This window comes from Streptomyces sp. CG 926 (assembly GCF_003148825.1).
Lineage (GTDB): Bacteria > Actinomycetota > Actinomycetes > Streptomycetales > Streptomycetaceae > Streptomyces.
In genome coordinates this window covers 295,609-316,602 of the sequence record NZ_QGGZ01000010.1, presented here as the reverse complement: position 1 = coordinate 316,602, position 20,994 = coordinate 295,609, and the positions used below count along the sequence as shown (strand labels likewise).

General features: G+C 72.3%; 20 protein-coding genes. 17 read left to right on the top strand and 3 right to left on the bottom strand.

Annotation, left to right across the window (positions count from 1 at the left end):
• Positions 1-351 precede the first annotated feature (351 nt).
• The 4 genes from BCL76_RS26660 (at position 352) to BCL76_RS26645 (ending at position 6,771) form a co-directional block, all read left to right on the top strand.
• On the top strand, positions 352-2,652 hold the full coding sequence (locus BCL76_RS26660; RefSeq protein WP_109782016.1) for a xanthine dehydrogenase family protein molybdopterin-binding subunit: 2,301 nt from the start codon (positions 352-354) through the stop codon (positions 2,650-2,652).
• A gap of 21 nt (positions 2,653-2,673) precedes the next feature.
• A complete protein-coding gene (locus BCL76_RS26655; RefSeq protein ID WP_109781915.1) occupies positions 2,674-3,129 on the top strand; it encodes a (2Fe-2S)-binding protein in 456 nt (151 codons plus the stop codon).
• Positions 3,130-3,306: 177 nt separating this feature from the next.
• On the top strand, positions 3,307-4,761 hold the full coding sequence (locus tag BCL76_RS26650) for a PucR family transcriptional regulator (protein ID WP_258309920.1): 1,455 nt from the start codon (positions 3,307-3,309) through the stop codon (positions 4,759-4,761).
• Positions 4,762-4,812: 51 nt separating this feature from the next.
• Positions 4,813-6,771 (top strand): APC family permease, encoded by a 1,959-nt coding sequence (locus BCL76_RS26645; RefSeq protein ID WP_258309919.1) that lies wholly within the window; start codon positions 4,813-4,815, stop codon positions 6,769-6,771.
• Here BCL76_RS26645 and BCL76_RS26640 read toward each other — a convergent pair.
• Positions 6,671-7,978, bottom strand: a complete 1,308-nt coding sequence (locus BCL76_RS26640; protein WP_146228430.1) for a helix-turn-helix domain-containing protein — start codon at positions 7,976-7,978, stop codon at positions 6,671-6,673. The two genes, BCL76_RS26645 and BCL76_RS26640, sit on opposite strands and share 101 nt — an antisense overlap.
• 129 nt (positions 7,979-8,107) lie before the next feature.
• Here BCL76_RS26640 and BCL76_RS26635 point away from each other — a divergent pair, with 129 nt between their 5' ends.
• The 9 genes from BCL76_RS26635 to BCL76_RS26595 all read left to right on the top strand — a co-directional run bounded on the left by BCL76_RS26635 (position 8,108) and on the right by BCL76_RS26595 (position 16,472).
• Positions 8,108-8,671, top strand: a complete 564-nt coding sequence (locus BCL76_RS26635; RefSeq protein WP_109781912.1) for a TetR/AcrR family transcriptional regulator — start codon at positions 8,108-8,110, stop codon at positions 8,669-8,671.
• A gap of 56 nt (positions 8,672-8,727) precedes the next feature.
• Entirely contained in the window at positions 8,728-9,348 is a 621-nt protein-coding gene (locus BCL76_RS26630; protein WP_258309918.1) for a DUF6461 domain-containing protein, read from the top strand.
• Between the two features lie 110 nt (positions 9,349-9,458).
• On the top strand, positions 9,459-9,701 hold the full coding sequence (locus BCL76_RS26625) for a helix-turn-helix domain-containing protein (protein WP_030723034.1): 243 nt from the start codon (positions 9,459-9,461) through the stop codon (positions 9,699-9,701).
• A 161-nt stretch (positions 9,702-9,862) separates the two neighbouring features.
• The gene (locus tag BCL76_RS26620) at positions 9,863-10,303 is read left to right on the top strand and encodes a hypothetical protein (RefSeq protein ID WP_109781911.1); all 441 of its coding nucleotides are present in this window, start codon (positions 9,863-9,865) and stop codon (positions 10,301-10,303) included.
• The gene (locus BCL76_RS26615; protein ID WP_109781910.1) at positions 10,300-11,097 is read left to right on the top strand and encodes a hypothetical protein; all 798 of its coding nucleotides are present in this window, start codon (positions 10,300-10,302) and stop codon (positions 11,095-11,097) included. The genes BCL76_RS26620 and BCL76_RS26615 overlap by 4 nt, the downstream gene beginning before the upstream one ends.
• Positions 11,098-11,168: 71 nt before the next feature.
• Positions 11,169-11,588, top strand: a complete 420-nt coding sequence (locus BCL76_RS26610) for a roadblock/LC7 domain-containing protein (protein WP_109781909.1) — start codon at positions 11,169-11,171, stop codon at positions 11,586-11,588.
• A 126-nt stretch (positions 11,589-11,714) separates the two neighbouring features.
• Entirely contained in the window at positions 11,715-12,089 is a 375-nt protein-coding gene (locus tag BCL76_RS26605; protein ID WP_030758398.1) for a hypothetical protein, read from the top strand.
• 195 nt (positions 12,090-12,284) lie between these two features.
• Positions 12,285-15,863 (top strand): bifunctional glycosyltransferase/CDP-glycerol:glycerophosphate glycerophosphotransferase, encoded by a 3,579-nt coding sequence (locus BCL76_RS26600; RefSeq protein WP_109781908.1) that lies wholly within the window; start codon positions 12,285-12,287, stop codon positions 15,861-15,863.
• Positions 15,864-15,989: 126 nt separating this feature from the next.
• On the top strand, positions 15,990-16,472 hold the full coding sequence (locus BCL76_RS26595; protein WP_109781907.1) for a VOC family protein: 483 nt from the start codon (positions 15,990-15,992) through the stop codon (positions 16,470-16,472).
• Between the two features lie 57 nt (positions 16,473-16,529).
• Here the strand turns inward: BCL76_RS26595 and BCL76_RS26590 are convergent, their stop codons facing one another.
• Positions 16,530-17,258: an SIR2 family NAD-dependent protein deacylase gene (locus tag BCL76_RS26590; protein WP_109781906.1), complete on the bottom strand. Its 729-nt coding sequence runs from the start codon at positions 17,256-17,258 to the stop codon at positions 16,530-16,532.
• A gap of 152 nt (positions 17,259-17,410) precedes the next feature.
• Here BCL76_RS26590 and BCL76_RS26585 point away from each other — a divergent pair, with 152 nt between their 5' ends.
• From BCL76_RS26585 to BCL76_RS26570, 4 genes are all read left to right on the top strand, one after another.
• The gene (locus BCL76_RS26585; RefSeq protein WP_109781905.1) at positions 17,411-17,839 is read left to right on the top strand and encodes a hypothetical protein; all 429 of its coding nucleotides are present in this window, start codon (positions 17,411-17,413) and stop codon (positions 17,837-17,839) included.
• 42 nt (positions 17,840-17,881) lie between these two features.
• Entirely contained in the window at positions 17,882-18,829 is a 948-nt protein-coding gene (locus BCL76_RS26580; protein ID WP_109781904.1) for an ATP-grasp domain-containing protein, read from the top strand.
• The gene (locus BCL76_RS26575; RefSeq protein WP_109781903.1) at positions 18,826-19,674 is read left to right on the top strand and encodes a GNAT family N-acetyltransferase; all 849 of its coding nucleotides are present in this window, start codon (positions 18,826-18,828) and stop codon (positions 19,672-19,674) included. The genes BCL76_RS26580 and BCL76_RS26575 overlap by 4 nt, the downstream gene beginning before the upstream one ends.
• A 79-nt stretch (positions 19,675-19,753) precedes the next feature.
• Positions 19,754-20,203, top strand: coding sequence for a sel1 repeat family protein (locus BCL76_RS26570; protein ID WP_109781902.1), 450 nt, complete (start codon positions 19,754-19,756; stop codon positions 20,201-20,203).
• Positions 20,204-20,257: 54 nt separating this feature from the next.
• Here BCL76_RS26570 and BCL76_RS26565 read toward each other — a convergent pair whose 3' ends face one another.
• Positions 20,258-20,701, bottom strand: a complete 444-nt coding sequence (locus BCL76_RS26565) for a subtilase-type protease inhibitor (protein ID WP_258309917.1) — start codon at positions 20,699-20,701, stop codon at positions 20,258-20,260.
• Between the last annotated feature and the right edge of the window lie 293 nt (positions 20,702-20,994).

Here is a 20,994-nt window from a genome sequence, read left to right as displayed (position 1 = left end):
CGGCCCGCTCGGAGCGTGCGAACGAATCCGGTCAGGCGAACTCCCGGGCGGATCGCGGACATAGGCCGGTCCGGGTCGTTCCGCCCTGGTGACGGCGGCCGGAATCGGGCCATCCGGTGGCCGTCGCTCGATCGTACGGCCGAGTTGTACGAGCCCTGCCGGCGCCGGAAACACATAAGGAACGGATCAAGGCGGGCCCTCGGATTACCCCCGAAAGAGTGATGTCGGGGGAGGTGACGCGGCGTGATCAGGGCTTCCCAAGGCCCTGCCGGGTCGCTACCCTACGTGCCGGTAATGAACCGGGGGAGGTCTGCGCGGGCGGGCCCGCACAGCGTGGGGACACACGACGACATGACCGGGCCGAACCACGCCACCGGGCCGAACCACGCCACCGCGCCGAACCACGCCACCGGGCAGGACGACACCACGGGACGGACCGACACCACGGGGCAGAGCCGCCGTTCCTTCCTCACCTACCTCGTGGCCGCACCGACCCTGGCCCTGGTCACCCGGGCCGGCGCCGACGCGCTCGCACCGCAGCCCGCCCACGCCGTGGTGCCCACGCTGCCGGCCGTCGCCGACCTGATCGACCTCGGCGACCTGTTCATCCTGGCCGGAGCCCCCACCTCCGCCCTGCTGGCGCTCGCCGTCGAGGCGGACGGCACCATCCGCTTCCGGCTGCCGCGCGAGGAGGTAGGCCAAGGCCTCACCACCGCCGTGGCCATGCTGGTGGCGGAGGAACTCGACGTCCCACCGGCCGACGTCCGGGTGGAGCTGGACGACGCCCGGCCCGAGCTGGTCTTCAACCAGCTCACCGGTTCCTCCAACTCCATCCGCTCCCTCTACGGGCCCGTCCGCCAGTGCGCCGCCACCGCCCGGGCCCGCCTCGTGGCGGCCGCCGCCCGCCGGTGGAAGCTGGCTCCCGCCTCACTGACCACCTCCGGCGGCACCGTCCGCGCCCCCGACGGCCGCACCGCCGCTTACGGAGACCTCGCCGCGGCCGCTGCCGATCCCGGTTTGGTCGTCCTCGGCGCCACCCCCAAGAAGCGGGCCGGGCACACCCTCGTAGGACGGCCCACCGGCCGTGTGGATGCCCGCGCGATGGTCACCGGCGCCCTCCGGTACACCCTCGACCTCGACGTGCCCGGCGCCGAACCCTGCGTCGTGCGCCGGCCGCCCACCCTCGGCGGCACGGTCCGCGGCGTCACCAACCTCGCCGCCGTCCGGGCCATGCCCGGAGTCCTGGACGTGGTCACCGTCCCGACCGGGGTCGCCGTCGTGGCCCAGACCTTCGGTCAGGCCATCGACGCCAAGGCGGCCCTCCAGGTCACCTGGGGTCCCGGACCCGCCGACCAGCTCTCCGACGACGGGATCCGCGCCAAGTTGCGGGCCGCCACACCGCCGTTGCCGGTCCCGCCCCTGCTGACCCCGTACGTCGACGCCGAGTTCGACTTCGCCTTCGTCAGCCACGCCCCGATGGAGACCAACTCCGCCGTCGCCGACGTGCGCGAGGACCGGGCCGAGATCTGGTCCGGCCTCAAGTCCCCGATCGTGGCCCGCGAGACCATCGCCGCCGAGCTGGGTCTGCCGCTGTCCGCGGTCACGGTGCACGTGGTCCAGGCCGGCGGCTCCTTCGGCCGGCGGCTCTTCTTCGACGCGGCCCTGGAGGCCGCCCGGATCTCCAAGGCCTGCCGCCGCCCGGTCCGGCTCATGTGGACGCGCGTCGACGACACCCGGCACGGCCGGATGCGGCCCGCGACCCACCACAAGATCCGTGCCACCCACCTGCTGGGCGAGGTGCTCAGCTTCGAGCACCGCGTGGCCGCCGCCGAGACCGACTTCCGGCACGGCCTCGGCGAGATCATCACCGCCACGGCGGCCAGTCTGCCGCTCGGCATCGGCAATGCCACCCTCGCCCAGACCCTCTTCCTGACCACGGTGAAGTCCCCGTACCACTTCGGACTCACCACCCAGGCCCTCACCGAGGTGCCCACCGGCATCCCCACCGCCTCCTGGCGCTCGGTCTACTCCGCCAACACACGCGGGGCCGAGGAGATCGTGGTCGACGAACTCGCCGCCCGGACGGGCCGGGACCCCTACCGGTTCCGACGCACCTTCCTCAAGACCGACGCCCAGCGCGCCGTGCTCGACAAGGTGGCCCAGGAGGGCGACTGGGGAAGGCCGATGCGGTCCGGGTGCGCGCAGGGCATCGCCTTCCACGAGGAGTACAAGTCCCGCACCGCGTGCCTCGTCGAGATCGACACCCGCGATCCCGAGCACGTCCGCGTCACCAAGGCCGTCATCGCCGTGGACGTGGGCCTGCCGGTCAACCCGCTCGGACTGGAGGCACAGATGATCGGCGGCCTCACCGACGCGATCTCCACCACCCTGCGGGCCGGGCTGCACCTCGACAAGGGACTTCCGCTGGAGGGCAGCTACAGCCAGTTCCACTGGGCCCGGCAGCGCGACACCCCGCGCGACGTACGGGTCTTCGTACTGCCCGCCACCGGGGAGGAGCCGGGTGGCGCGGGGGAGCTCGGAGTGCCCGCCGCCGTCGGGGCGATCGCCAACGCCTGGGCCAGAGCCACCGGTTCCACACCGCGCAGCTTCCCGCTCGACTTCGACGTCGACTTCACCCCCTACCCCCGATAGCCCCGGATCCAGGAGTACGCAGTGCCCTCGCACACCTTCACCGTCAACGGGCGGAGCGTCACCGTGGACGCGCCCGACGACCTGCCCCTGCTGTGGGTGCTCCGCGACATGCTCGGTGTCCGCGGCCCCAAGTACGGCTGCGGGGTGGACGTCTGCAAGGCCTGCACCAGCCACCTGGACGGCGCCGACATCCGCCCCTGCGTGGTGCCCGTCTCCGCGTGCGCCGGCCGGGCCGTGACCACCATCGAAGGCCTGGCGAACGGCGACGACCTGCACCCGGTGCAGGAGGCCTGGCTCGAACAGGACGTCTCCCAGTGCGGTTTCTGCCAGCCCGGTCAGATCATGGCCGCCGTCGCCCTGCTGAAGCGCACGAGCGAGCCCACGGACGAGGACATCGACGCCATCGCCAACATCTGCCGCTGCGGCACCTACTTCCGCATCCGGGAGGCCATCCGCAGCGCGGCCCGCAAGATGTGAGTGAGGGCGGGATCCCGGGACCTCCCCCGTGTCCGATCGCATCGAAGCCGCCGGGACCCTGCCGCTCGACGCCCAATGTAGGCGCGGGCCGGGCCGTTCGCAGGGTTCGCTCCGCCCGGTGACCGCGCGAGACGGGTATCACTGTGCACAGTGTCCGGCAGGTGGTTGAATGCCGCCGTGTCCCGGTCCGACGACGTCCTCAAGGTGCACCGGCTCGCCCAGGCCGGGGGATCTGCCGCGCTCCTGGAATGGCTCGCCGCCCACCTCGGCGGTTGGGTCGGGGTGGTGGACTCCGAGGCGGAGCACGGGCGGGTGCCGGAGGCCGCCGTACGCGGCGCCGCCGAGCTGACCGCCCGCGGGGTACGGTCGGCGGTCCTGCACGACGGTGACCGCGCGACACTGCTGTTCGCGCTCGACGGCCCGCGCGCGCCGGCCGCCGTACTGGCCGCCGTACTGGAGCAGCCGCCCCACCCGGGCGTGACCGCACTGCTCGCGGACGCCGCCGTGCCGCTGGCCCTCGTCCTACGTGCCGAGGAGGCCGAACGGCGTGCGGAGCGGGTCCGGCGCGCCGAGCTGCGGACCCGCGAGGCCGTCCTGCGCCTGCTGATGAGCGGCCTGCTCCCCACCGCCCACCAGATCGCCGGGGCCCTGGGCCCCACGCTGCCCGACCCGCTGCGCCTGTACGTCGTCGAGTGCCCGGCCGGCCGGCTCGCCGAAGTGGGCGCGCTGTGCCGGGAACTGACGGGTGGCCGGGCCTGGATCGTGCGCTGCCCGGTCTACGTGCGCCACCTCATCGTGCTCGCCCCGGTCGGCCCCGCCGCCGGCCCCGCCGCGGGCCGCCCCCTGGCCGGCGCACTGGTGGAGGCGGCCCCGGACTGCACGGTCGGGGTCAGCGGGGAGATGTGCCTGAGCGAGGCCCCGGTCGCCTACACCCAGGCCTTCCACGCGCTGGCCGTCGCCCGGGGCAGGCCGGAACGGCACGCCCGGTTCGGGCCGGGCCCCGAGCTGGCGCTCGCCGCGCACGAGGCGGGGGCCGACTGGGCCGGGACCCTGCTCGCTCCCCTGCACACGTACGAGCCCCGGCGCCCCCAGGACCCGGGCGGGCAGGAGCTGCGCGCCACCGCCGAGGCCTGGCTGAACTTCGCCTCGCACGCCACCCGGCTGCTGAGGATCCACCGCAACACCCTCGCCGCCCGGCTCCGCCTGATCGAGGTGCTGCTCGGTCTGGACCTGGCCCGCCTGCCCGATCAGGCGGCGCTCTCCCTGGCCCTGCGGCTGACCCCGGGCGCGGGACGGGCGAGCGGCACGGATCCGGAGCCCGCCGGCGCTCCCGGCCTGGACGAGGTGCTGAGCGATCCGCGCCTGACCGACTGGGCCCGTGGCCATCTGAGCGGGCTCACCGGGCCGGACGCTCCGGCGGGGGCCCGCGACACCGTGCGCGTCTGGCTGGCGCACGACGCCCAACTCGGCCCGGCAGCGGCCGCCATGGGCGTCTCCGTCCCCGGCGCCCGCAAGCGGCTGACCCGGATCGAGGCGCTCCTGGAGCGCTCCCTGCTGCAGTCCCCGAGCGCGCGGTACGACCTGTGGCTCGCGCACCGGGCGGAGGGTCTCGCGGAGGACCTCGCGAGGTGACACAAGCCCCAGAAGGGGTGATCGGCGAATGAAATGCACGATCATGCCCGAATGAGGCGTATCAATGCGAAACGCATGCTGGTCGGCGAACCCCTCGACACGGCCCGCCTGGGCGAGACCCTGCTGCCCAAAAGACTCGCCCTGCCGATCTTCTGCAGCGACCCGCTCTCCTCCGTGGCCTACGCCACCGAGGAGATCCTGCTGATCCTCGCCCTCGGCGGCGTCGCCCTGCTGCACCTCACCTGGTACGCGGCCGCCGCCATCGTCTTCCTGCTCATCGTCGTCGTCGCCTCGTACCGGCAGACCTGCCACGCCTACCCGGGCGGGGGCGGCGCCTACGTCGTCAGCTCCGAGAACCTCGGGCAGACCGCCGCGCTCACCGCCGCCAGTGCCCTGCTCGTCGACTACGTGATGACGGTCGCCGTCTCCATCGTCTCCGGCGTCTCCGCCATCACCTCGGCCGTCCCCTCGCTCAGCGACCACGAAGTGGTCCTGTCCGTCGCCTTCGTGGTGCTGCTGACCCTCATGAACCTGCGCGGCGTACGGGAGTCGGGTCGGGTCTTCGCCATCCCCACCTACGGCTTCGTCCTCGTCATCTACCTCATGTTCGCCGTCGCCGCCGTACGGCTCGGGACCGGCGCCACCATCCGCGCCGAGTCCGCCGACCTCCCGATCACCCCGGTCGACACCTACACCGGACTCGCCCTGGTGTTCCTCACGATGCGCGCCTTCGCCTCCGGGTGCACCGCCCTCACGGGCGTCGAGGCCATCAGCAACGGCGTCCCCGCCTTCCGCAAGCCCAAGGCGACGAACGCCGCGACCACGCTCGCCGCGATGGGCGTGCTCTCGGTGACCATGTTCGTCGGCATCACCGCCCTGGCCATGTCGTACCAGGTGCACGTCGCGGCCGACCCCACCGAACTGGGCCTGCCCCCGGGCACCCCGACCTCCACCGCCCTCGCCCAGATCGGCCGCGCCACCTTCGGCAGCTGGCACTTCCTCTTCTACCTGCTCCAGGCCGTCACCGCGGGCGTCCTGATCCTCGCCGCGAACACCGCCTTCAACGGCTTCCCGATGCTCGCCTCGATCCTGGCCAAGGACCGGTACGCGCCCCGCCAGCTCTTCAACCGCGGCGACCGGCTCGTCTACTCCAACGGCGTCGTCCTGCTCGCGCTCGCCGCCATCGCCCTCATCGTGGCCTTCGACGCCGAACTGACCCGCCTCATCCAGCTCTACATCATCGGCGTCTTCGTCTCGTTCACCCTCTCCCAGTCGGGCATGGTCCGGCACTGGAAGAAGGTGCTCGCCTCGCCCGCCACCCCGCGCGAGGAGCGGATCCACATCCACCGCAGGCTCGCCATCAACGCCGTCGGCGCCGCGCTGACCGCCCTGGTCCTGGTCATCGTGCTGCTCACCAAGTTCACCCACGGCGCCTGGCTGGTCGTCATCGCCATGCCCCTGCTCTTCCTCGGCATGAAGGGCGTCCGCCGCCACTACGACCAGGTCGCCCGGCAGGTCGCCATCGCCCCCGACGCCGGCCCGCGCCGGCCCGCCCGCCACCACGTCCTGGTCCTGGTCGCCGCCGTCCACGCGCCCACGCTCAAGGCCATCGGCTACGCGCAGGGGCTGCGCCCCGACACCCTGACGGCGGTCACCGTCGCCGCGGACGAGCAGGAGGCGACCCGGCTGCGCGAGGCCTGGGCCAGGCACGACACGGGCCTGCCACTGCGGATCCTGCACTCGCCGTACCGGGAGGTGGTGGGCCCGATCATGGCCCACGTCGAGGAACTGGCCGCCGCGCCCGGGACGGACATGCTGTCGGTGGTGATCCCGGAGTACGTGGTCGGTCACTGGTGGGAGCAGCCCCTGCACAACCAGAACGCCCTGCGGCTGAAGGCGCGACTGCTCTTCACACCGGGCGTCGCGGTGATCGACGTGCCGTACCTCCTGGAGTCCGCGAGGTCCGCCCGGTCCGCCCGGTCCGCGAGCCCGGAGCAGCGGGACGCATGACCGATTCCGCCTCGACGCGCTGCAGCACCGCCGCGTGCGCCAGCGCCAGCTCCACCACGTGTCGGGGGTCGGACAACGAGCGGCCGGTGAGCTGCTCCACGCGCCGCAGCCGGTTGGAGACCGTGTTGCGGTGGCAGTACAGCCGCTGCGCGGCGTCCGTGGTCGAACCCTGACAGGCCAGCCAGGTCCCCAGCGTGGTCAGCAGGGTCCGCCGGTCCTCCGCGGGCAGTGCGAGCACCGGACCCAGCACCACCTGACGCAGCCGGCCGGCGAGTTCGGCCTGGGCCGCGACCAGCGCCGCCGGCAGCCGTTCGTCCAACAGCGCGGTACGCGGGCCCTCCGACTCGGGGGCGGTGCGCAACGCCAGGGCGGCCAGTCGGTGCGCCCGAGCCAGTTCGGCCGGCGCCGTCACGACCGGGCCGACCCCGGCGCGCACCCCGAGCGGCGCGAGCAGGTCCCGTACGGACTCCAGCGGATGGTGGCCCAGCTCCACCAGGCCGACCTCCCCGTCGGCGCGAAAGCGCCACAACACCCGTGGCGAGGAGGCGACCCCGGATCCTGGGGCCGGGGTGGGCGCGGCCGATGGGGCGGGCGGGGCGCCGGATCCCTCGGCGGCCAGCACGACCACCGTGAAGCGGCCCCGCTCCGGCAGCCCCAGCTGCGCAGCGGCAGCCGCGGCCGCCTCCTCCGTCGCCGACGGCCCCTCCGCGCCTGCGAGCAGCACGTCCAGCAGCGCGGCCCGGCGCTCCCGGTCCCGGTCGCCGTGCGCGGTCTCCGTCCGGCGGTACGACTCGGTCATGGCGTCCGTCATCTGGTCCACCACGTCCCACAGTACGGACGCGCCCGGCAACAGAGCGGGCAGCGCCGCCCGGTCGTGCGCGGTCACGGCATCGGTGAGGCTCTGCCAGAGCAGCAGGCCGCCGCGGCGGTGGGTGCGCAGCAGGGAGGCGAGCGGCAGGCCCTGCTCGGCCCGGAGCGCCCCGACGGCCCGGGCGCCGGCGAGCTCCACCGGCAGACCCCGGGCACCGCGGAGCAGCCCCTCGACGGCCTGGTGGAGGGTGTCGTGGATCCGCTCGCGCAGCTCGGCCCGGCCCAGCAGGGCGGCGTAGGCGGGGTCCTCGGCCAGCGTCCGGTCGGCGAGCCGGTCCGCCGCCACGGCGAGCCGGCGGGACAGGTCCTCGCGTATCTCCTCGATGATCCGCTCCATGACGCGCAGCCTGACACGGGTGAGGGGGCGGTGGGGAGGGTCCGGACCGGGCACGTCCGCTACCGTGTGCGAAGCACTGCACCTGCAGTGCTCACCCGACGTGCCCCACCCACACCCAGGGACCCGCCCTTGCGCCAGAACCCGCAGCGCCGCGCCGCACTGCTCGACGCCGCCATCGAAGTCCTGGCGCGCGAGGGCTCGCGCGGCCTGACCCTGCGCGCGGTGGACGCCGAGGCGGGTGTGCCCACGGGCACCGCCTCGAACTACTTCGCCAACCGCTCCCAGCTGCTCGTACAGATCCTGCACCGCACCCGCGAGCGGCTGGTCCCCGATCCGGCGGACCTGGTCGGCCCGCCGGACACCGAGGTCCTGCTCACCCGGCTCCTGGACCGGATGCGGCGCGAGCGCAGTGTGCACATCGCCATGATGGAACTGCGGCTGGAGGGCACCCGGCGCCCCGAACTCCAGACGGAGCTCGCCTCCTTCCAGGGCCTGGAACTGGAGGCCAACATCAGGTGGCACCTGGACGCGGGCCTGCCCGGGGACCGGCAGGGCGTCGTGCTGATGTACCTGGCCATGCTCGGCCTGATCGTGGACGACCTGACCGCGCCCGCGATGCTGGAGGCGCACCCGGCGCAGGGGCTCATTCGGACGATGGTCGAGCGCCTCCTCCCGGAGAAGCCCGCGGACTGACTATCGTGCCGGTGAACAGGCACCGGCGGGGTGGGGAAACCGTGGGGAGTGCGGACATGGCGGACATCGCAGAGGACGTGGCGGACGGAATCCGGTGGCTGGCCGACTGGGACCAGTGGTTCGCCGGTCTGACCTTCGCCCGGGGCATAGGCCCCGACGAACTCGCCGCGCGGCTCGGCGCACTGCCGGGCGTGCACCCCGGGCCGCTGGGCGCCCTCGACGCCTGGAGCATGGTCACCGAGACCGCGGACGGTGACGGCGTGGCCCGGGTCGGCCGGTGGGGCGGCTGGTCCTTCGCCGTCGAACACGGTCTGCCGGCCGGCGCCGAACGGCTCGCCGAGGTCTCCCGGGGCGGCGTCGAGGCCGTCCACCTCGACCCGCAGCCCGATCATCCGCCCAAGCAGTTCGCGTACGCCCGGGACGGCGAGCTGGTCTCCTGCTTCGGCCTCGGCGAGGAGTGCTGGCGCGGCGGCCACCGGCCGGACTTCCTGCTCCCGGAGCTGATCGCGGCCGGGATCCTCACCCCGGACGGCGCGTGCGCCCGCCCGCCCGGCGAACCGGACGCGGACCGGGACCGCCACACCCTCGCCGTCGTGGAACGCCGCTTCGGCCTGTCGCTGCCCCGCCGGCTGATCGCGGACACCCCGCTCCCGGCGTACGTCACCTGTACGCGCTAGGCGAGCGGCGGTGATCTTATGCTCAGGTTTACGCGAGTCCGCTGGTTTTGCGCCCGGTGAGCCACTTTGATGGGTTTGCCAGGCCTCGTACCGGAGCAGGGGGACCAGACATGGGCACCGACCACAGTCAGAAGGACAGCACACCCACCCTCATCGGCTCCGTGCAGCGCGCACTGCGCCTCCTGGAGGCGATGTCCGCGGAAGGCGGGGTGACGGCGAAACGGCTCGCCCGGCTCACCGGGATCCCGCTGCCCACGGTCTACCACCTGCTGCGCACCCTCAGCCATGAGGGTTATGTGCAGCGCGAGGGAGGGTCTTTTCGCCTTGCGGACGATCTTCCGCTCGCTTCGTGATCAAATTCCGACGCGTTCCGGCCAAGCTCTCGCACCCTTCCTGGCATGTTCCAGCGGAAAATGCCAGAACGCCCTTTCGTACAGTGGAACTTGAGTAAGTTCCCTCCTGTCGCGCCGTACGAACCGTGCACCCCGCACGTCCGGCCGGGAGGGGAGCCCGCGTGCCCGGGATCGACGAATGCCTGCTCGAAGCCATGGCCCTGCCTGGTGCGCGGGGGGCCGCGCTGGTCGACTGGAGCAGCGGACTGGCCCTCGGCACCGCGGGGGAGTCGCCCGTGGGCGACCACGAGACCACCGCCGCCGAGACCGCCGAACTGGCCCGGGCGGCCGCCGAGTACGAGTCCTTCGCCCCGGCGGCGTCCGACCCGACACACGGTGGCGGAGCCGTTCCCTCCGCCGGTCCGTCCGTCGGCTTACCGGCCGGCCCGCCCGTCGAGGATCTGATCGTCACCACCCGGACTGGATACCACGTACTGCGCTTCGTCGAGACGAGCTTCGACAGCAGCGTATTCCTGCACCTGTGGCTCGACCGCGCCGACGGCAATCTCGCCCTCGCGCGCCACAGGCTCCGTGCCCTGGCCGAGGGGCTGGTACTGAGATGACCTCCCCGGCCACCGCCACGGCCCCCCATGCCTTCGCCGCCGTCTCCCCCCTTCTCACCCGACTCGCCGCGGAGCGCGCCACCGGCGCCCTGCTCCGCGACCGCGGCACCCTCTTCCTGGAGGACGGTCGCATCGTTCACGCGGAGAGCCCGGCCACGCCCGGACTCGACGTACTGCTCACCACCGGTGGTGGCCTCGCCCCCGAACGCTGGCGCGAGGCCGTGGACCGGGCCGGTGCCCGTCGCCAGGTCGCGCGCTTCCTCGTCGACAGCGGCGGGCTCGCCGGCGGTGAGCTGGAGATATGCCACCTCGCCGCCATATTCGACGCCGCCTTCTTCGCCCTCTCCCCGGGCAGCGGGCCCTCCCGCTTCCGCCGCGGAGCCACCCACTGGATCGGCTCGGTCCGCTCCGTCCCCGCGGCCGCCGTCGAACGGGAGACCCGGCGCCGCCGGGACCTGCTCGACGCGGTCTGGCCGTACCCCCTGCTCGACACCTCCCCGGTCGTCCCCCGGGCGGCCGCGCCCGGCCAGACGATCACCGCCCGACAACGGACCCTGTTGGGCCAGGCCGACGGCCTGCGCACGCCGGCCGACCTCGCGTGGGTCCTGGGCCGGCCCGCCTTCCACACCCTGCTCGACGTACGGCGCCTCGCGGCGGCCGGACTGGTCGACACCCCGCACACCCCGGCCCCGCCACCGGCCGTGGCACCCCTGCCCGACTGGATGACCGAGGCCCAATCCCCGGACGTGGCGCTGCTCCGCCGGTTACGCGACGCACTGGAGGCAAGTCTGTGAGGCTCCCGCTGCGACCGGCCCTGCGCGCCGACCGCTCCGAGCGTAGGCAGCCCGAAAGGAGTAAGGCCGACATGAGTACGGTGCCCCCCGAGGCGGAGGCCGAGATACTCGCCGAGCTCCGCAGGTTGCGGGCCCGGGTACCTCAGCTCACCGGCGCCCTCGCCGCGAGCGCCGACGGATTCGTGCTCGCCCAGGACAGCGCGGCCGCCGAGGCCGAGTCCGTCGCGGCGTTGACCGCCGCCGCCCTCGGGGTGGCCCAGCGGCTCAGCGACTGCACCGGCCAGGGCGCGTTCCGCGAACTGCTGGTGCGCGGTGAGGACGGGTACGTCGCGACCTACGCGGCCGGCCTGGCGGCGGTCCTCACCCTGACCGCCGAGCCGCGCGTCAACGTCGGGCGCCTCCACCTGGAGGCCCGGCGTTCCAGTCTCCGGATAGCCGAACTGATCGACCACACCCTCGGGCGGCGGGGCCCCGGAGCCCCACCCGGGTGATGCGCGTTCCCACCGGCGGCCGAGCCCGACATGTCCGGTGCGTTCCAGCACAGCCACATCCCACTACAGCCAGTCACGTTCCCCTCACATCCCAGTCACCAGTGAAACGAGAAAGAGGACCCTCTCATGGTCAATGTGGAGACCGCGCTCAAGGAAGCCACCACCACCATCGAAGGCGCCATCGGTGCCGCGCTCGTCGACTACGGCAGTGGCATGGCCCTCGGCACCATCGGGGGCGGCAAGGACCTCGACCTGGCGGTCGCGGCGGCGGGCAACACGGACGTGGTGCGCGCCAAGGTCCGCACGATGGAGATGCTCGGCCTCAAGGACGAGATCGAGGACATCCTCATCACGCTCGGCGGCCAGTACCACCTGATCCGACTGATGAAGAGCCGCGGTTCCACGGGCTTCTTCCTTTACCTGGCCCTCGACAAGAAGCGGGCCAATCTCGCGATGGCCCGCCATCAACTGAAGAAGATCGAGGCCGACCTGGAGGTCTGACCGGCCCTACGGGGCACGGGCGGGCCGCTTCCCACCGCATCGCCGAAGTGGCGGACGGCTGAATTCTTTGCCGTCCGCCTTGGCGGTTGGCTTCGTATGCCCCATATGGGTGGAGTTTATGACTCTGTTACAGAGTAGGATGCTGTGAGCAGCTGATCATCGACAAAGCATAAAACGCTGGAGAAACCGCCACCCATGCCGCCGCGCCTGAGTATCGTCGTCCCCGTCTACAACGTTGAGCTGTATCTCGACGAGTGCCTGGAGTCCATCGCATCCCAGACCTTCGCAGACTTCGAGGCCATCCTCGTGGACGACGGGTCCACGGACACCAGCGCCGTCATAGCCAAGGCGTTCGCCGCCAAGGACAAGCGCTTCCGCGTCGTGATGCAGGACAACGCAGGCCTCGGTGCGGCCCGTAACGTGGGTGCCCGCCACGCCGACAAGGACAGCGAATACCTGGCCTTCGTCGACAGTGACGACACGATGCCCGACTACGCCTACCAGCGGCTCATCGACGCGCTCGACGAGACGGGTTCGGACTTCGCGGGCGGCAACGTGAAGCGCTTCCGTTCCGTCGGCATGCAGCAGTCCTGGGGACACCGCGCCGCTTTCGCCCGCACCCAGCTGAAGACCCACATCTCGAAGTTCCCGGCGCTGGTCACCGACCGCACCGCGTGGAACAAGGTGTACCGGCGCAGCTTCTGGGACGAGCACGGCTTCCAGTACCCGGAGGGCATCCTCTACGAGGACGCCCCGGTCAGCATCCCCGCACACTACTTCGCCTCCAGCGTCGACATCATCAGCGACTGCGTCTACCACTGGCGTGTGCGCGAGACCGGCGAGCGCTCCATCACCCAGCGCTCCACCGACCCGATCTCCCTCATCGACCGCGTGAAGTCCGTACGCCTGGTCCGTGAGTCCCTCAAGGCCAAGCAGGGCGCCAAGTACGTCCGTTACCTGCGGGACTACGACTACAACGTGCTGAGCGAGGAACTCCCGCTCATCTACAAGTACGTCGGTGAGGGCGGCCCCGACTTCCGCGCCGCGTTCGTCAAGGAGGTCGGCGGTCTCGTCCGCGAGATCGGCACCGGCCCCTGGTCCGACCTGACCGTCGCCGACCGGCTCAAGGCGTACCTCGCCGGCGAGGGTCGCGTCGAGGACTTCATCGCGCTCCAGGACCACCAGCGCGACTACAGCTACAGCGTGCCGGTCAAGGGCCTCGCCCGTCCGCAGGCGGACTACCCCTTCCTGCACGGCCGTCCGCCGGTGCCGGCCAAGATCCTCACCCTCGGCCCGCGCGAGCGCCGCGTCGTCAGCCGCCTGGAGCAGGCGGCCTGGGTCGACGGCAAGCTGCTCCTGCGCGGCTACGCCCTCCCCGGCCACCTCGGTGCGGAGAGCCGCCTCGGTTCCCGCAAGGCGCTGGTCTTCCGTGAGGGGGGCAAGCGCCGCCGCTCCGTCGTCAGCACCCGTACCGTCGCCTCCCCGATGGCCACGGTGAATGCCCCGCACCTCGCCCTGCGGCACGCCGACTGGGCCGGCTTCACCGCCGTCGTCGACCCCTCGATGTTCCAGTCGGGCGGCAAGTGGAACCAGGGCATATGGACCACGTCGATCGCCGTCACCGGAGCCGGCGGGCTGCACCGCGCCCGCCTGCGGGGCGGGGAGAGCGACACCGGCCAGAACCCGCCCCCGCACTGGGTGGCCCCCGACGTCCGGATCGTCCCGGTCGTCTCCGGCGCCCTCACCATCCAGGTGGAGATCGCACGCGCCCGCGCCCTGGACGCCCACGCCGCGGGTGACGACGCCGTCGAGATCACCGGCGAACTCTCCGCCGAGGCCGTCGGCTCCACCGCCCTGCAGGCCGTCCACGTCACCACCGGCACCGTCCTCTCCTTCCCGCTGGAGACCGCCGCGTCCGGCGCCGGCCGGGCCTCGTTCACCGCCCGCGTACCGCTGGCCGACCTGGCCGCCGTACCGGACGCCGAGTGCAAGCCCGGCGAGTGGACCCCGGAGCCCTGGAGCCTCTCGGTCATCGGCCCCGACGGCACCGAGCACCGCATGGTCCACGACGAGCGCGGCGGCTTCGACGGCCTGGTCCTGCCCCTGCCCGGCGAGGACGCGGACCGCGCCCTGTTCGCCAAGCGCGGGAACACCGGCCACCTGACCCTCTCCGTGCAGCCCTCCCCGCCGCTGGTGGACGAGGTCATCGCCGAGGACGGCACCCTCACCCTGCGGGGCCGCTTCGTCGCGCCGACCGACGAGTCGTACGAACTCGTCCTGCACAACGCGAACGGCGTGGAGTACAGCTACCCCGTCACCCGTGACGGCGACGCCTTCGAGGCGGAATTCCGGCCCATGCTCCCCGAGGCGTACGCCGGCCGCATCCCGCTCCCCGAGGGCCGCTGGTGGCCGACGCTGCGCCCGGCCGCCCAGGGCGGAACCACCGCCGGACTGCTCGGTGTCGACCGCGGCGCCCCCGTACAGATGGCCCCCGGCCTGCTGTTCGCCGGTCCGCACCCGCTCACCGTGCAGGGCCGCCGGATGCGGGTCGAGACCCGCTTCCACGACCGCATGGTGCTGGTCGCCGACCCGCTGATCAGCCCGCACGACCGCTCCAACTACGCGCAGCGCGTCGCCCGCTTCGAGACCTACCCCGCGCAGCGCGCCCTGCCGGTCAAGGACGTCGTCGTCTACGACACCCACCACGGGCAGGGCTCCGGCGACTCACCGCGCGCCATCCACGAGGAACTCGTGCGCCGCGGGGAGAAGCTGGAGCACATCTGGCTGGTCCGCGACGGCCAGACCGAGGTCCCGAAGACCGCCCGCGCCGTCCAGTACAACAGCGTGGAGTCGTGGGAGGTGCTGGCCCGCGCCCGTTACTTCGTGACCAACGACAACGTGCCGCAGCGCTTCGAGCGCCGCGCCGGCCAGGTCGTCGTACAGACCTGGCACGGGACGCCGATCAAGCAGATCGGCCACGACTTCGTGCACGACTACTACACGAGCCCGGAGATCCTGGAGGGGCTGGAGCACGACAGCGCCCAGTGGACCCTGCTCGCCTCCCCGAGCTCCTACGCCACGCCCCTCCTCAAGCGCGCTCTCGGCTACGACGGCGAGGTCATCGAGGCCGGCAGCCCGCGCACGGACGCCCTGGTGCGGCCCGACGCGCAGCGGATCGTCGAGGTCCGCCGCCGGCTCGGCCTGCCCGAGGGCAAGAAGGTCGTCCTCTACATGCCCACGTGGCGCGAGAACAACGAGGGCTTCTCGGGCGGCTACAAGCTCGACCTGCGGATCGACCTGGACCAGGCCCGCCGTGAGCTGGGCGAGGACCACGTCCTGCTGATCCGTAGCCACCGCCACGTGACGGAGCAGGTCCGCGACGGCGTCCGCGACGGATTCGTCGTCGACGTGTCCCGCTGGCCCGACGCGACCGACCTGCTGCTGGTCGCCGACGTACTGATCTCGGACTACTCCTCCGCGATGTTCGACTTCGCGCACACCGACCGGCCGATCCTGCTCTTCACGTACGACCTGGAGCACTACCGCGGCACGCTGCGCGGCTTCAACTTCGACCTGGAGACGAAGGCGCCGGGACCGCTGCTGGCGGACTCGGCGAGCCTGATCGAGGCCGTGCGCAACGCGGACGCGCTCGGGGCGGAGTACGCCGAGGCACGGGCGGCCTTCCGCGCCGAGTTCTGCGACCTGGACGACGGCAGCGCCACCGAGCGCGTCGTCGAGCGCATGCTCGCGATGGGCGCGGAGCCCGCCAAGTAGGCCGAACGGGCGAATTACCGGCTGCACACGGACCGGCCCCGGACCCACCGATGAATTTCGGGTCCGGGGCCGGTCTGTATGTGAGGGACGGTGTCCACCGTCCCCGTCACCGGCCCGGAGGCAAAGATGAGCGGCAACGGATTCACCACGTGTCTGTGGTTCGACGGCAACGCGGAAGCGGCCGCCGACTACTACCTGTCCGTCTTCAAGGACGGCAAGATCGGCCGGATCGGCCGCTACACGGAGGCGGGCCCCGGCCCGGCCGACGCGGTGATGGTCGTGGAGTTCGAGATCAACGGCCAGCAGTTCATCGGCCTCAACGGCGGCCCCCAGTTCCCCTTCACCGAGGCGATCTCCTTCCAGATCCGCTGCGCCGACGAGGCGGAGGCGGACTACTACTGGGACGCGCTGACCGGTGGCGGCGGCGAGGAGGGGGTCTGCGGCTGGGTCAAGGACAGGTTCGGGGTGTCCTGGCAGGTCATCCCGCCGGGCGCCATCGACCTGATCGCCGACCCGGACCCCGCGCGCGCCGCCCGGGCCACCGCCGCCATGATGCGCATGAAGAAGCTGGACGTGGGAGAGATGCGCCGGGCGGCGGACGAGGGGTAGGGCACGGTCGGACGCGGGCCGGGTCACGACCGGGCCGGCCCCGGCCCCGGGGGCGCGTCAGGACGCGGCGAACCGGGCCAGCAGGGCCGGCAGGGCGGTGCCGATCGGCTCGCGGACGATCTCGTCGGCGAGCGGATCGTACGGGGTCTCCTCCGCGTTCACGATGATCAGCCGGGCCCCGGCCTCCGCGGCCATCCCGGCGAGCGACGCGGCGGGCTGCACCTGCAGGGTCGACCCGACGGCGATGAAGACCTGGCAGCCCTTGGCCACGGCCATCGCCTGCCCCAGCACCTCGGGGTCGAGCCGCTGGCCGAACATCACGGTCGCCGACTTGAGGATCCCGCCGCACACCAGGCAGGCGGGATCCGGCTCTCCGGCGGCCACCCTGGCCAGCGCCTCGTCCATCCCCGTCCGGGCGTGGCAGGCCGTGCACACCACCGACCGGGCGCTGCCGTGCAGCTCGAACACCTTGCGGTCGGGCATCCCGGCGAGCTGGTGCAGCCCGTCCACGTTCTGGGTGATCACTCGTACCGGGGTGCCACCGCGCTCCAACTCCGCCACGGCCAGGTGCGCGGCGTTCGGGCGTGCTCCGAGCGCGCCGAGCTCGGCGCGCATCAGCCAGGAGCGGCGCCGGATCTGCGGATCGGCCATGTAGTACTCGTAGGTCACGAGCTTCTCGGCATCGGGTTCCCGCCGCCACAGGCCTTGGGGCCCCCGGTAATCCGGAATTCCGGAGTCGGTGGACATTCCGGCCCCGCTGAACACTGCGACAAGTGGCTTCCCCATGCATCGACCCTACGTACGGGTGCGGGCCGCCCGCGAGCGGATTTCCGCGCACCGGCCGGAGGGTCGTTTCTGCGGTGAATCCCGCCCCCCACAGGAGTGAGATCCGGGCCCCGCCCTCCCGATCCACCGGCGTGGCGGGTACAAGACCGGACATGATGCTCAAGCCGTACCGTCTCGGTGCCCTGCTGCTGACCCTGCTCGTGCTGCCGGTCATGCCGTCCGTTCCCGCCCTCGCCGCGTCCGCCGCCCTCGCGGGGAGGGGGCACACCGCTGCCCAGATCGGCGACTTCCTCAGCGGCTTCTACGGTGACCACGGTCCCTCCGCGCAGGACCGGGAGACCCGGATCTCGCAGATCCTCAAGGAGAGACAGCAGGTCAACGAGGAGGTCGACGTCCTGCTCTGCTCCCACGAGGAGCCGCAGGAGATCAGCATCGGCCCGGTCACCGTCGCCAAGGCCGCTTCGGTGGGCTGGGCCACCGTGACCACCCGGTGGGCCGCCGGCAACACGGACACCTTCACCGCGTACGTGCGTCTCGACTCCGACCCCATCCGGCTCGACGACGTGATCTGCGCGGGCTGAAATTCGTACGGTGATCGACGGGACCGTTCATAGGGTGGGCGCATGGCTACGACAACCGCGACCACCACCGTCCTGCACTGCCGCGACCCGTTGAACGAGCGCCGGGCCGACGCCCACTTCGCGGCGGAAGCCCGGCAGTTGCGTGCCGCCGGGGGCACCGTCCTGCTCATCGACCACGACGCGCTGCTCGCCGGGGACGCGGAGCGGGCGGTCGCACGCGTTCCCGAGGGGACCGGAGCCGTCTGGTACCGGGGCTGGATGATCCCCGCCGGTCGGTACGCCGCCCTGGACGCGGCCCTGCGCCGGCGCGGTGGCGAGCTCGTGGTCACCCCGGAGGCGTACCGCCGCGCGCACGAACTCCCCGGCTGGTACGAGACCTTCGCCGGACTGACCCCGGTCAGCGGCTGGTTGCCGGTGGGGCCGGGCGTGGTCCCGGACGCGGAGGGGCTCGGGGCCCTCGCGGCCGGCCTGCCGCCGGGAGCCGCCGTCGTCAAGGACTACGTGAAGTCCCGCAAGCACGAGTGGGACGAAGCCTGCTACGTGCCCGACCTCGGCGACCCGGCCGCCCTGCACCGCGTCGTGGCCCGCTTCGTCGAACTGCAGGGCGAGTTCCTGACGGGCGGGGTGGTACTGAGGGCCTTCGAGCACTTCGTCATCCCGCAGGGATCGGCCGCCGAGGTGCGGGTGTGGTGGCGGGACGGGGTGCCCCGGCTGGTCACGGCCCACCCCGACAGTCCGGTCGCCGAGGTCCCGCAAGCGTTCGAGCCGGCGCTCGAACCGGTCCGGGCGGCCGTCGAGGCGCTGGGCTGCCCCTTCGTGACCACCGACCTCGCCCTGCGCGCGGACGGGGTCTGGCGGGTCGTCGAAGTAGGGGACGGGCAGGTCAGCGACCTCCACCGGGAGGCCGACCAGGTGGCCTTCACCAGCCTCCTGACGGCTGATCGGGCACTCCTACGGACACCTTCCCCGTCTGGTACAACACCGGCATGACGGGATTCGAGATCGCCGGCGCGAGCGCCGCCGACATGAAGCTGATCCGCGACTGGGCCGACGAGGAGGGCTGGAACCCGGGGGACTCGGACCGGTTCGCCTTCGCGGTCGCCGACCCGGAGGGCTTCCTCGTCGGGCGGCTGGACGGCGAGCCGGTGGCCTGCATCTCCGCCGTGCGGTACGGCGGAGGCTTCGGCTTCATCGGCTTCTACATCGCCCGGCCCGCCGTCCGCGGCCAGGGCTACGGCATCCGACTGTGGCACGCCGGGATGGAACGGCTCGACGGGCGGCTCGTGGGCCTGGACGGAGTCGTCGACCAGCAGGACAACTACCGTAAATCCGGATTCCGTTCGGCTTGGAACAACTTCCGCTACGAAGGCGTCCCGCAGGGCGAAGGAGAAGCCGACGGCGAGGTCGAGATCGTGGACGCGGGCACCCTGCCCTTCGGTCGGCTCGCCGCCTACGACCGGCGGTTCTTCCCCGCGTCGCGGGACGCCTTCCTGTCCGCCTGGACCGGGTTGCCCGGCCGCACCGCCCTGGCCGCCGTCCGGGACGGCCGGATCGAGGGCCTCGGGGTGATCCGTCCGTCCAGCGCCGCCCACCGGATCGGCCCCCTCTACGCGGCCACCCCGGCGGTGGCGGCGGCCCTGGTACTGCGGCTGGCCCGGCACACCCCCGACGGGCTGGTGTCCGTGGACGTACCGGATGCCAACCCGGCGGCCGGCGCGCTCTTCGAACACCTCGGCCTGGCACCGGCCTTCGAGACCGCCCGCATGTACACGGGCCCGACACCGGATCTCGCCCTGACGGAACTCTTCGGGGTGACCAGTCTCGAACTGGGGTAAGGATCCGGCCGTGTTGACGGTTGATCGGTCCTGGGCACGGTCGGCCCGACCGCTGCCGCGCCGTTCCGGGGGGAACGTCATGACCTATCTGCTGCTGCTCGTCGCCGCCGTGCTCAGCATTCTGGGCTCGATCAACGACAGCGAAGGCATGATCACCGCGAGCTGGGTGGTCTGGGGTGTCGGCATCCTCTTCCTGCTGCTCCGATGGCGGCGGAACCGCCGCAGGTTCGCCTCCCTGGAGCAGGCCGAGGCCGCGGCGGCCGCCGGGAACACCCGCGCGATGCGCGCCCTCGCGATGCGGCAGAAGCTGCTGGACGACTTCACCGAGGCCGAGCGGCTGCTGCGCGCCGCGGTGGAGTTGGGGGACGTGGAGGCGATGTGGGAGATGGGACGGCTCGTGGAGCAGCGGGACGGCCTGGAGGCGTCCGAGCCGTGGTTCCGGATGGCCGCGGAGCGCGGGCACTTCTTCGCGAAGCGGTTCTTCCGGCCCGGGCACGCCCTCAACATGGACGGCGGCAACCCGCTGTGAGCCGGGCCGGACGGCGGTCGCACGGCGTCGCCCGGTCCGGAGCTTCACAGGGGGTCAGAAGCCGAACAGCGTGCCGGAGGTGTTCCGCAGGCCGCACGGGTTGGCGAAGGTGTACGTGTAGGTGAGCCGGCGGCCCTGCCACACGCCGACGGCCGTCACCGTCATCGGGTTCCACTCCCTGGTACAGGCGGCGCCGGCGGCCGGCGCGGCGAGCGGGTCGAGCCGCGAGCCGTTGGCGCGTAACTCGGCGCACGCCGCGACCGGGTTGGGGTGCGTCCCGCCGGGCGTCGGCGAACAGACGAGGGTCACGGCGCGCAGGACCGTGCCCACCTGGGCATCGGGCCCGGCCGTCACACTGAGCACCAGAGCGGACGGGGCGTAGAGGCTCTCCGTACCGGTCGGCGCGGCTCCGGCCGTACCCGGCCAGGCCAGTGCGGTGAGCGCGGTGAGCGCCATGGCGGCGGAACCGAGCCCGAGACCCTTTGCGATGGACCGCATTTCGAACACTCCCTTGGGTTGGTGTTTCGGATAGCGGACGCAGTCTTGCCGAACCGAACCGTGAACGCCCGTTCGCACCGCCATTTTTCGTCACCGATCGTGTACGAATGACTGCAGACCGCAGCCATGCGAGTGGGCTGACCTGTGTGGGAGCGAGCCGCCGAATCGGCCGAACACCGACCGGGACACGTCCCCGAAACGTGCCGCACCACGGCTGTGATCTGCCGGGACGGGGTCCGGACCCCCTGTGGGGGTAGGGCCGGCCCCACCCCCAGGACACAGCCTGGGCCTGC

Bases quoted from the DNA above. Each gene is read 5' to 3' on its own strand.
- BCL76_RS26595 (WP_109781907.1), top strand. From the start codon at position 15,990: ATGAGCGGCAACGGATTCACCACGTGTCTGTGGTTCGACGGCAACGCG.
- BCL76_RS26640 (WP_146228430.1), bottom strand. From the start codon at position 7,978: ATGGAGCGGATCATCGAGGAGATACGCGAGGACCTGTCCCGCCGGCTC.
- BCL76_RS26565 (WP_258309917.1), bottom strand. From the start codon at position 20,701: ATGCGGTCCATCGCAAAGGGTCTCGGGCTCGGTTCCGCCGCCATGGCG.
- BCL76_RS26580 (WP_109781904.1), top strand. From the start codon at position 17,882: ATGGCTACGACAACCGCGACCACCACCGTCCTGCACTGCCGCGACCCG.
- BCL76_RS26610 (WP_109781909.1), top strand. From the start codon at position 11,169: ATGAGTACGGTGCCCCCCGAGGCGGAGGCCGAGATACTCGCCGAGCTC.
- BCL76_RS26585 (WP_109781905.1), top strand. From the start codon at position 17,411: ATGATGCTCAAGCCGTACCGTCTCGGTGCCCTGCTGCTGACCCTGCTC.
- BCL76_RS26570 (WP_109781902.1), top strand. From the start codon at position 19,754: ATGACCTATCTGCTGCTGCTCGTCGCCGCCGTGCTCAGCATTCTGGGC.
- BCL76_RS26600 (WP_109781908.1), top strand. From the start codon at position 12,285: ATGCCGCCGCGCCTGAGTATCGTCGTCCCCGTCTACAACGTTGAGCTG.
- BCL76_RS26590 (WP_109781906.1), bottom strand. From the start codon at position 17,258: ATGGGGAAGCCACTTGTCGCAGTGTTCAGCGGGGCCGGAATGTCCACC.
- BCL76_RS26630 (WP_258309918.1), top strand. From the start codon at position 8,728: ATGGCGGACATCGCAGAGGACGTGGCGGACGGAATCCGGTGGCTGGCC.
- BCL76_RS26575 (WP_109781903.1), top strand. From the start codon at position 18,826: ATGACGGGATTCGAGATCGCCGGCGCGAGCGCCGCCGACATGAAGCTG.
- BCL76_RS26625 (WP_030723034.1), top strand. From the start codon at position 9,459: ATGGGCACCGACCACAGTCAGAAGGACAGCACACCCACCCTCATCGGC.
- BCL76_RS26615 (WP_109781910.1), top strand. From the start codon at position 10,300: ATGACCTCCCCGGCCACCGCCACGGCCCCCCATGCCTTCGCCGCCGTC.
- BCL76_RS26645 (WP_258309919.1), top strand. From the start codon at position 4,813: ATGAGGCGTATCAATGCGAAACGCATGCTGGTCGGCGAACCCCTCGAC.
- BCL76_RS26605 (WP_030758398.1), top strand. From the start codon at position 11,715: ATGGTCAATGTGGAGACCGCGCTCAAGGAAGCCACCACCACCATCGAA.
- BCL76_RS26660 (WP_109782016.1), top strand. From the start codon at position 352: ATGACCGGGCCGAACCACGCCACCGGGCCGAACCACGCCACCGCGCCG.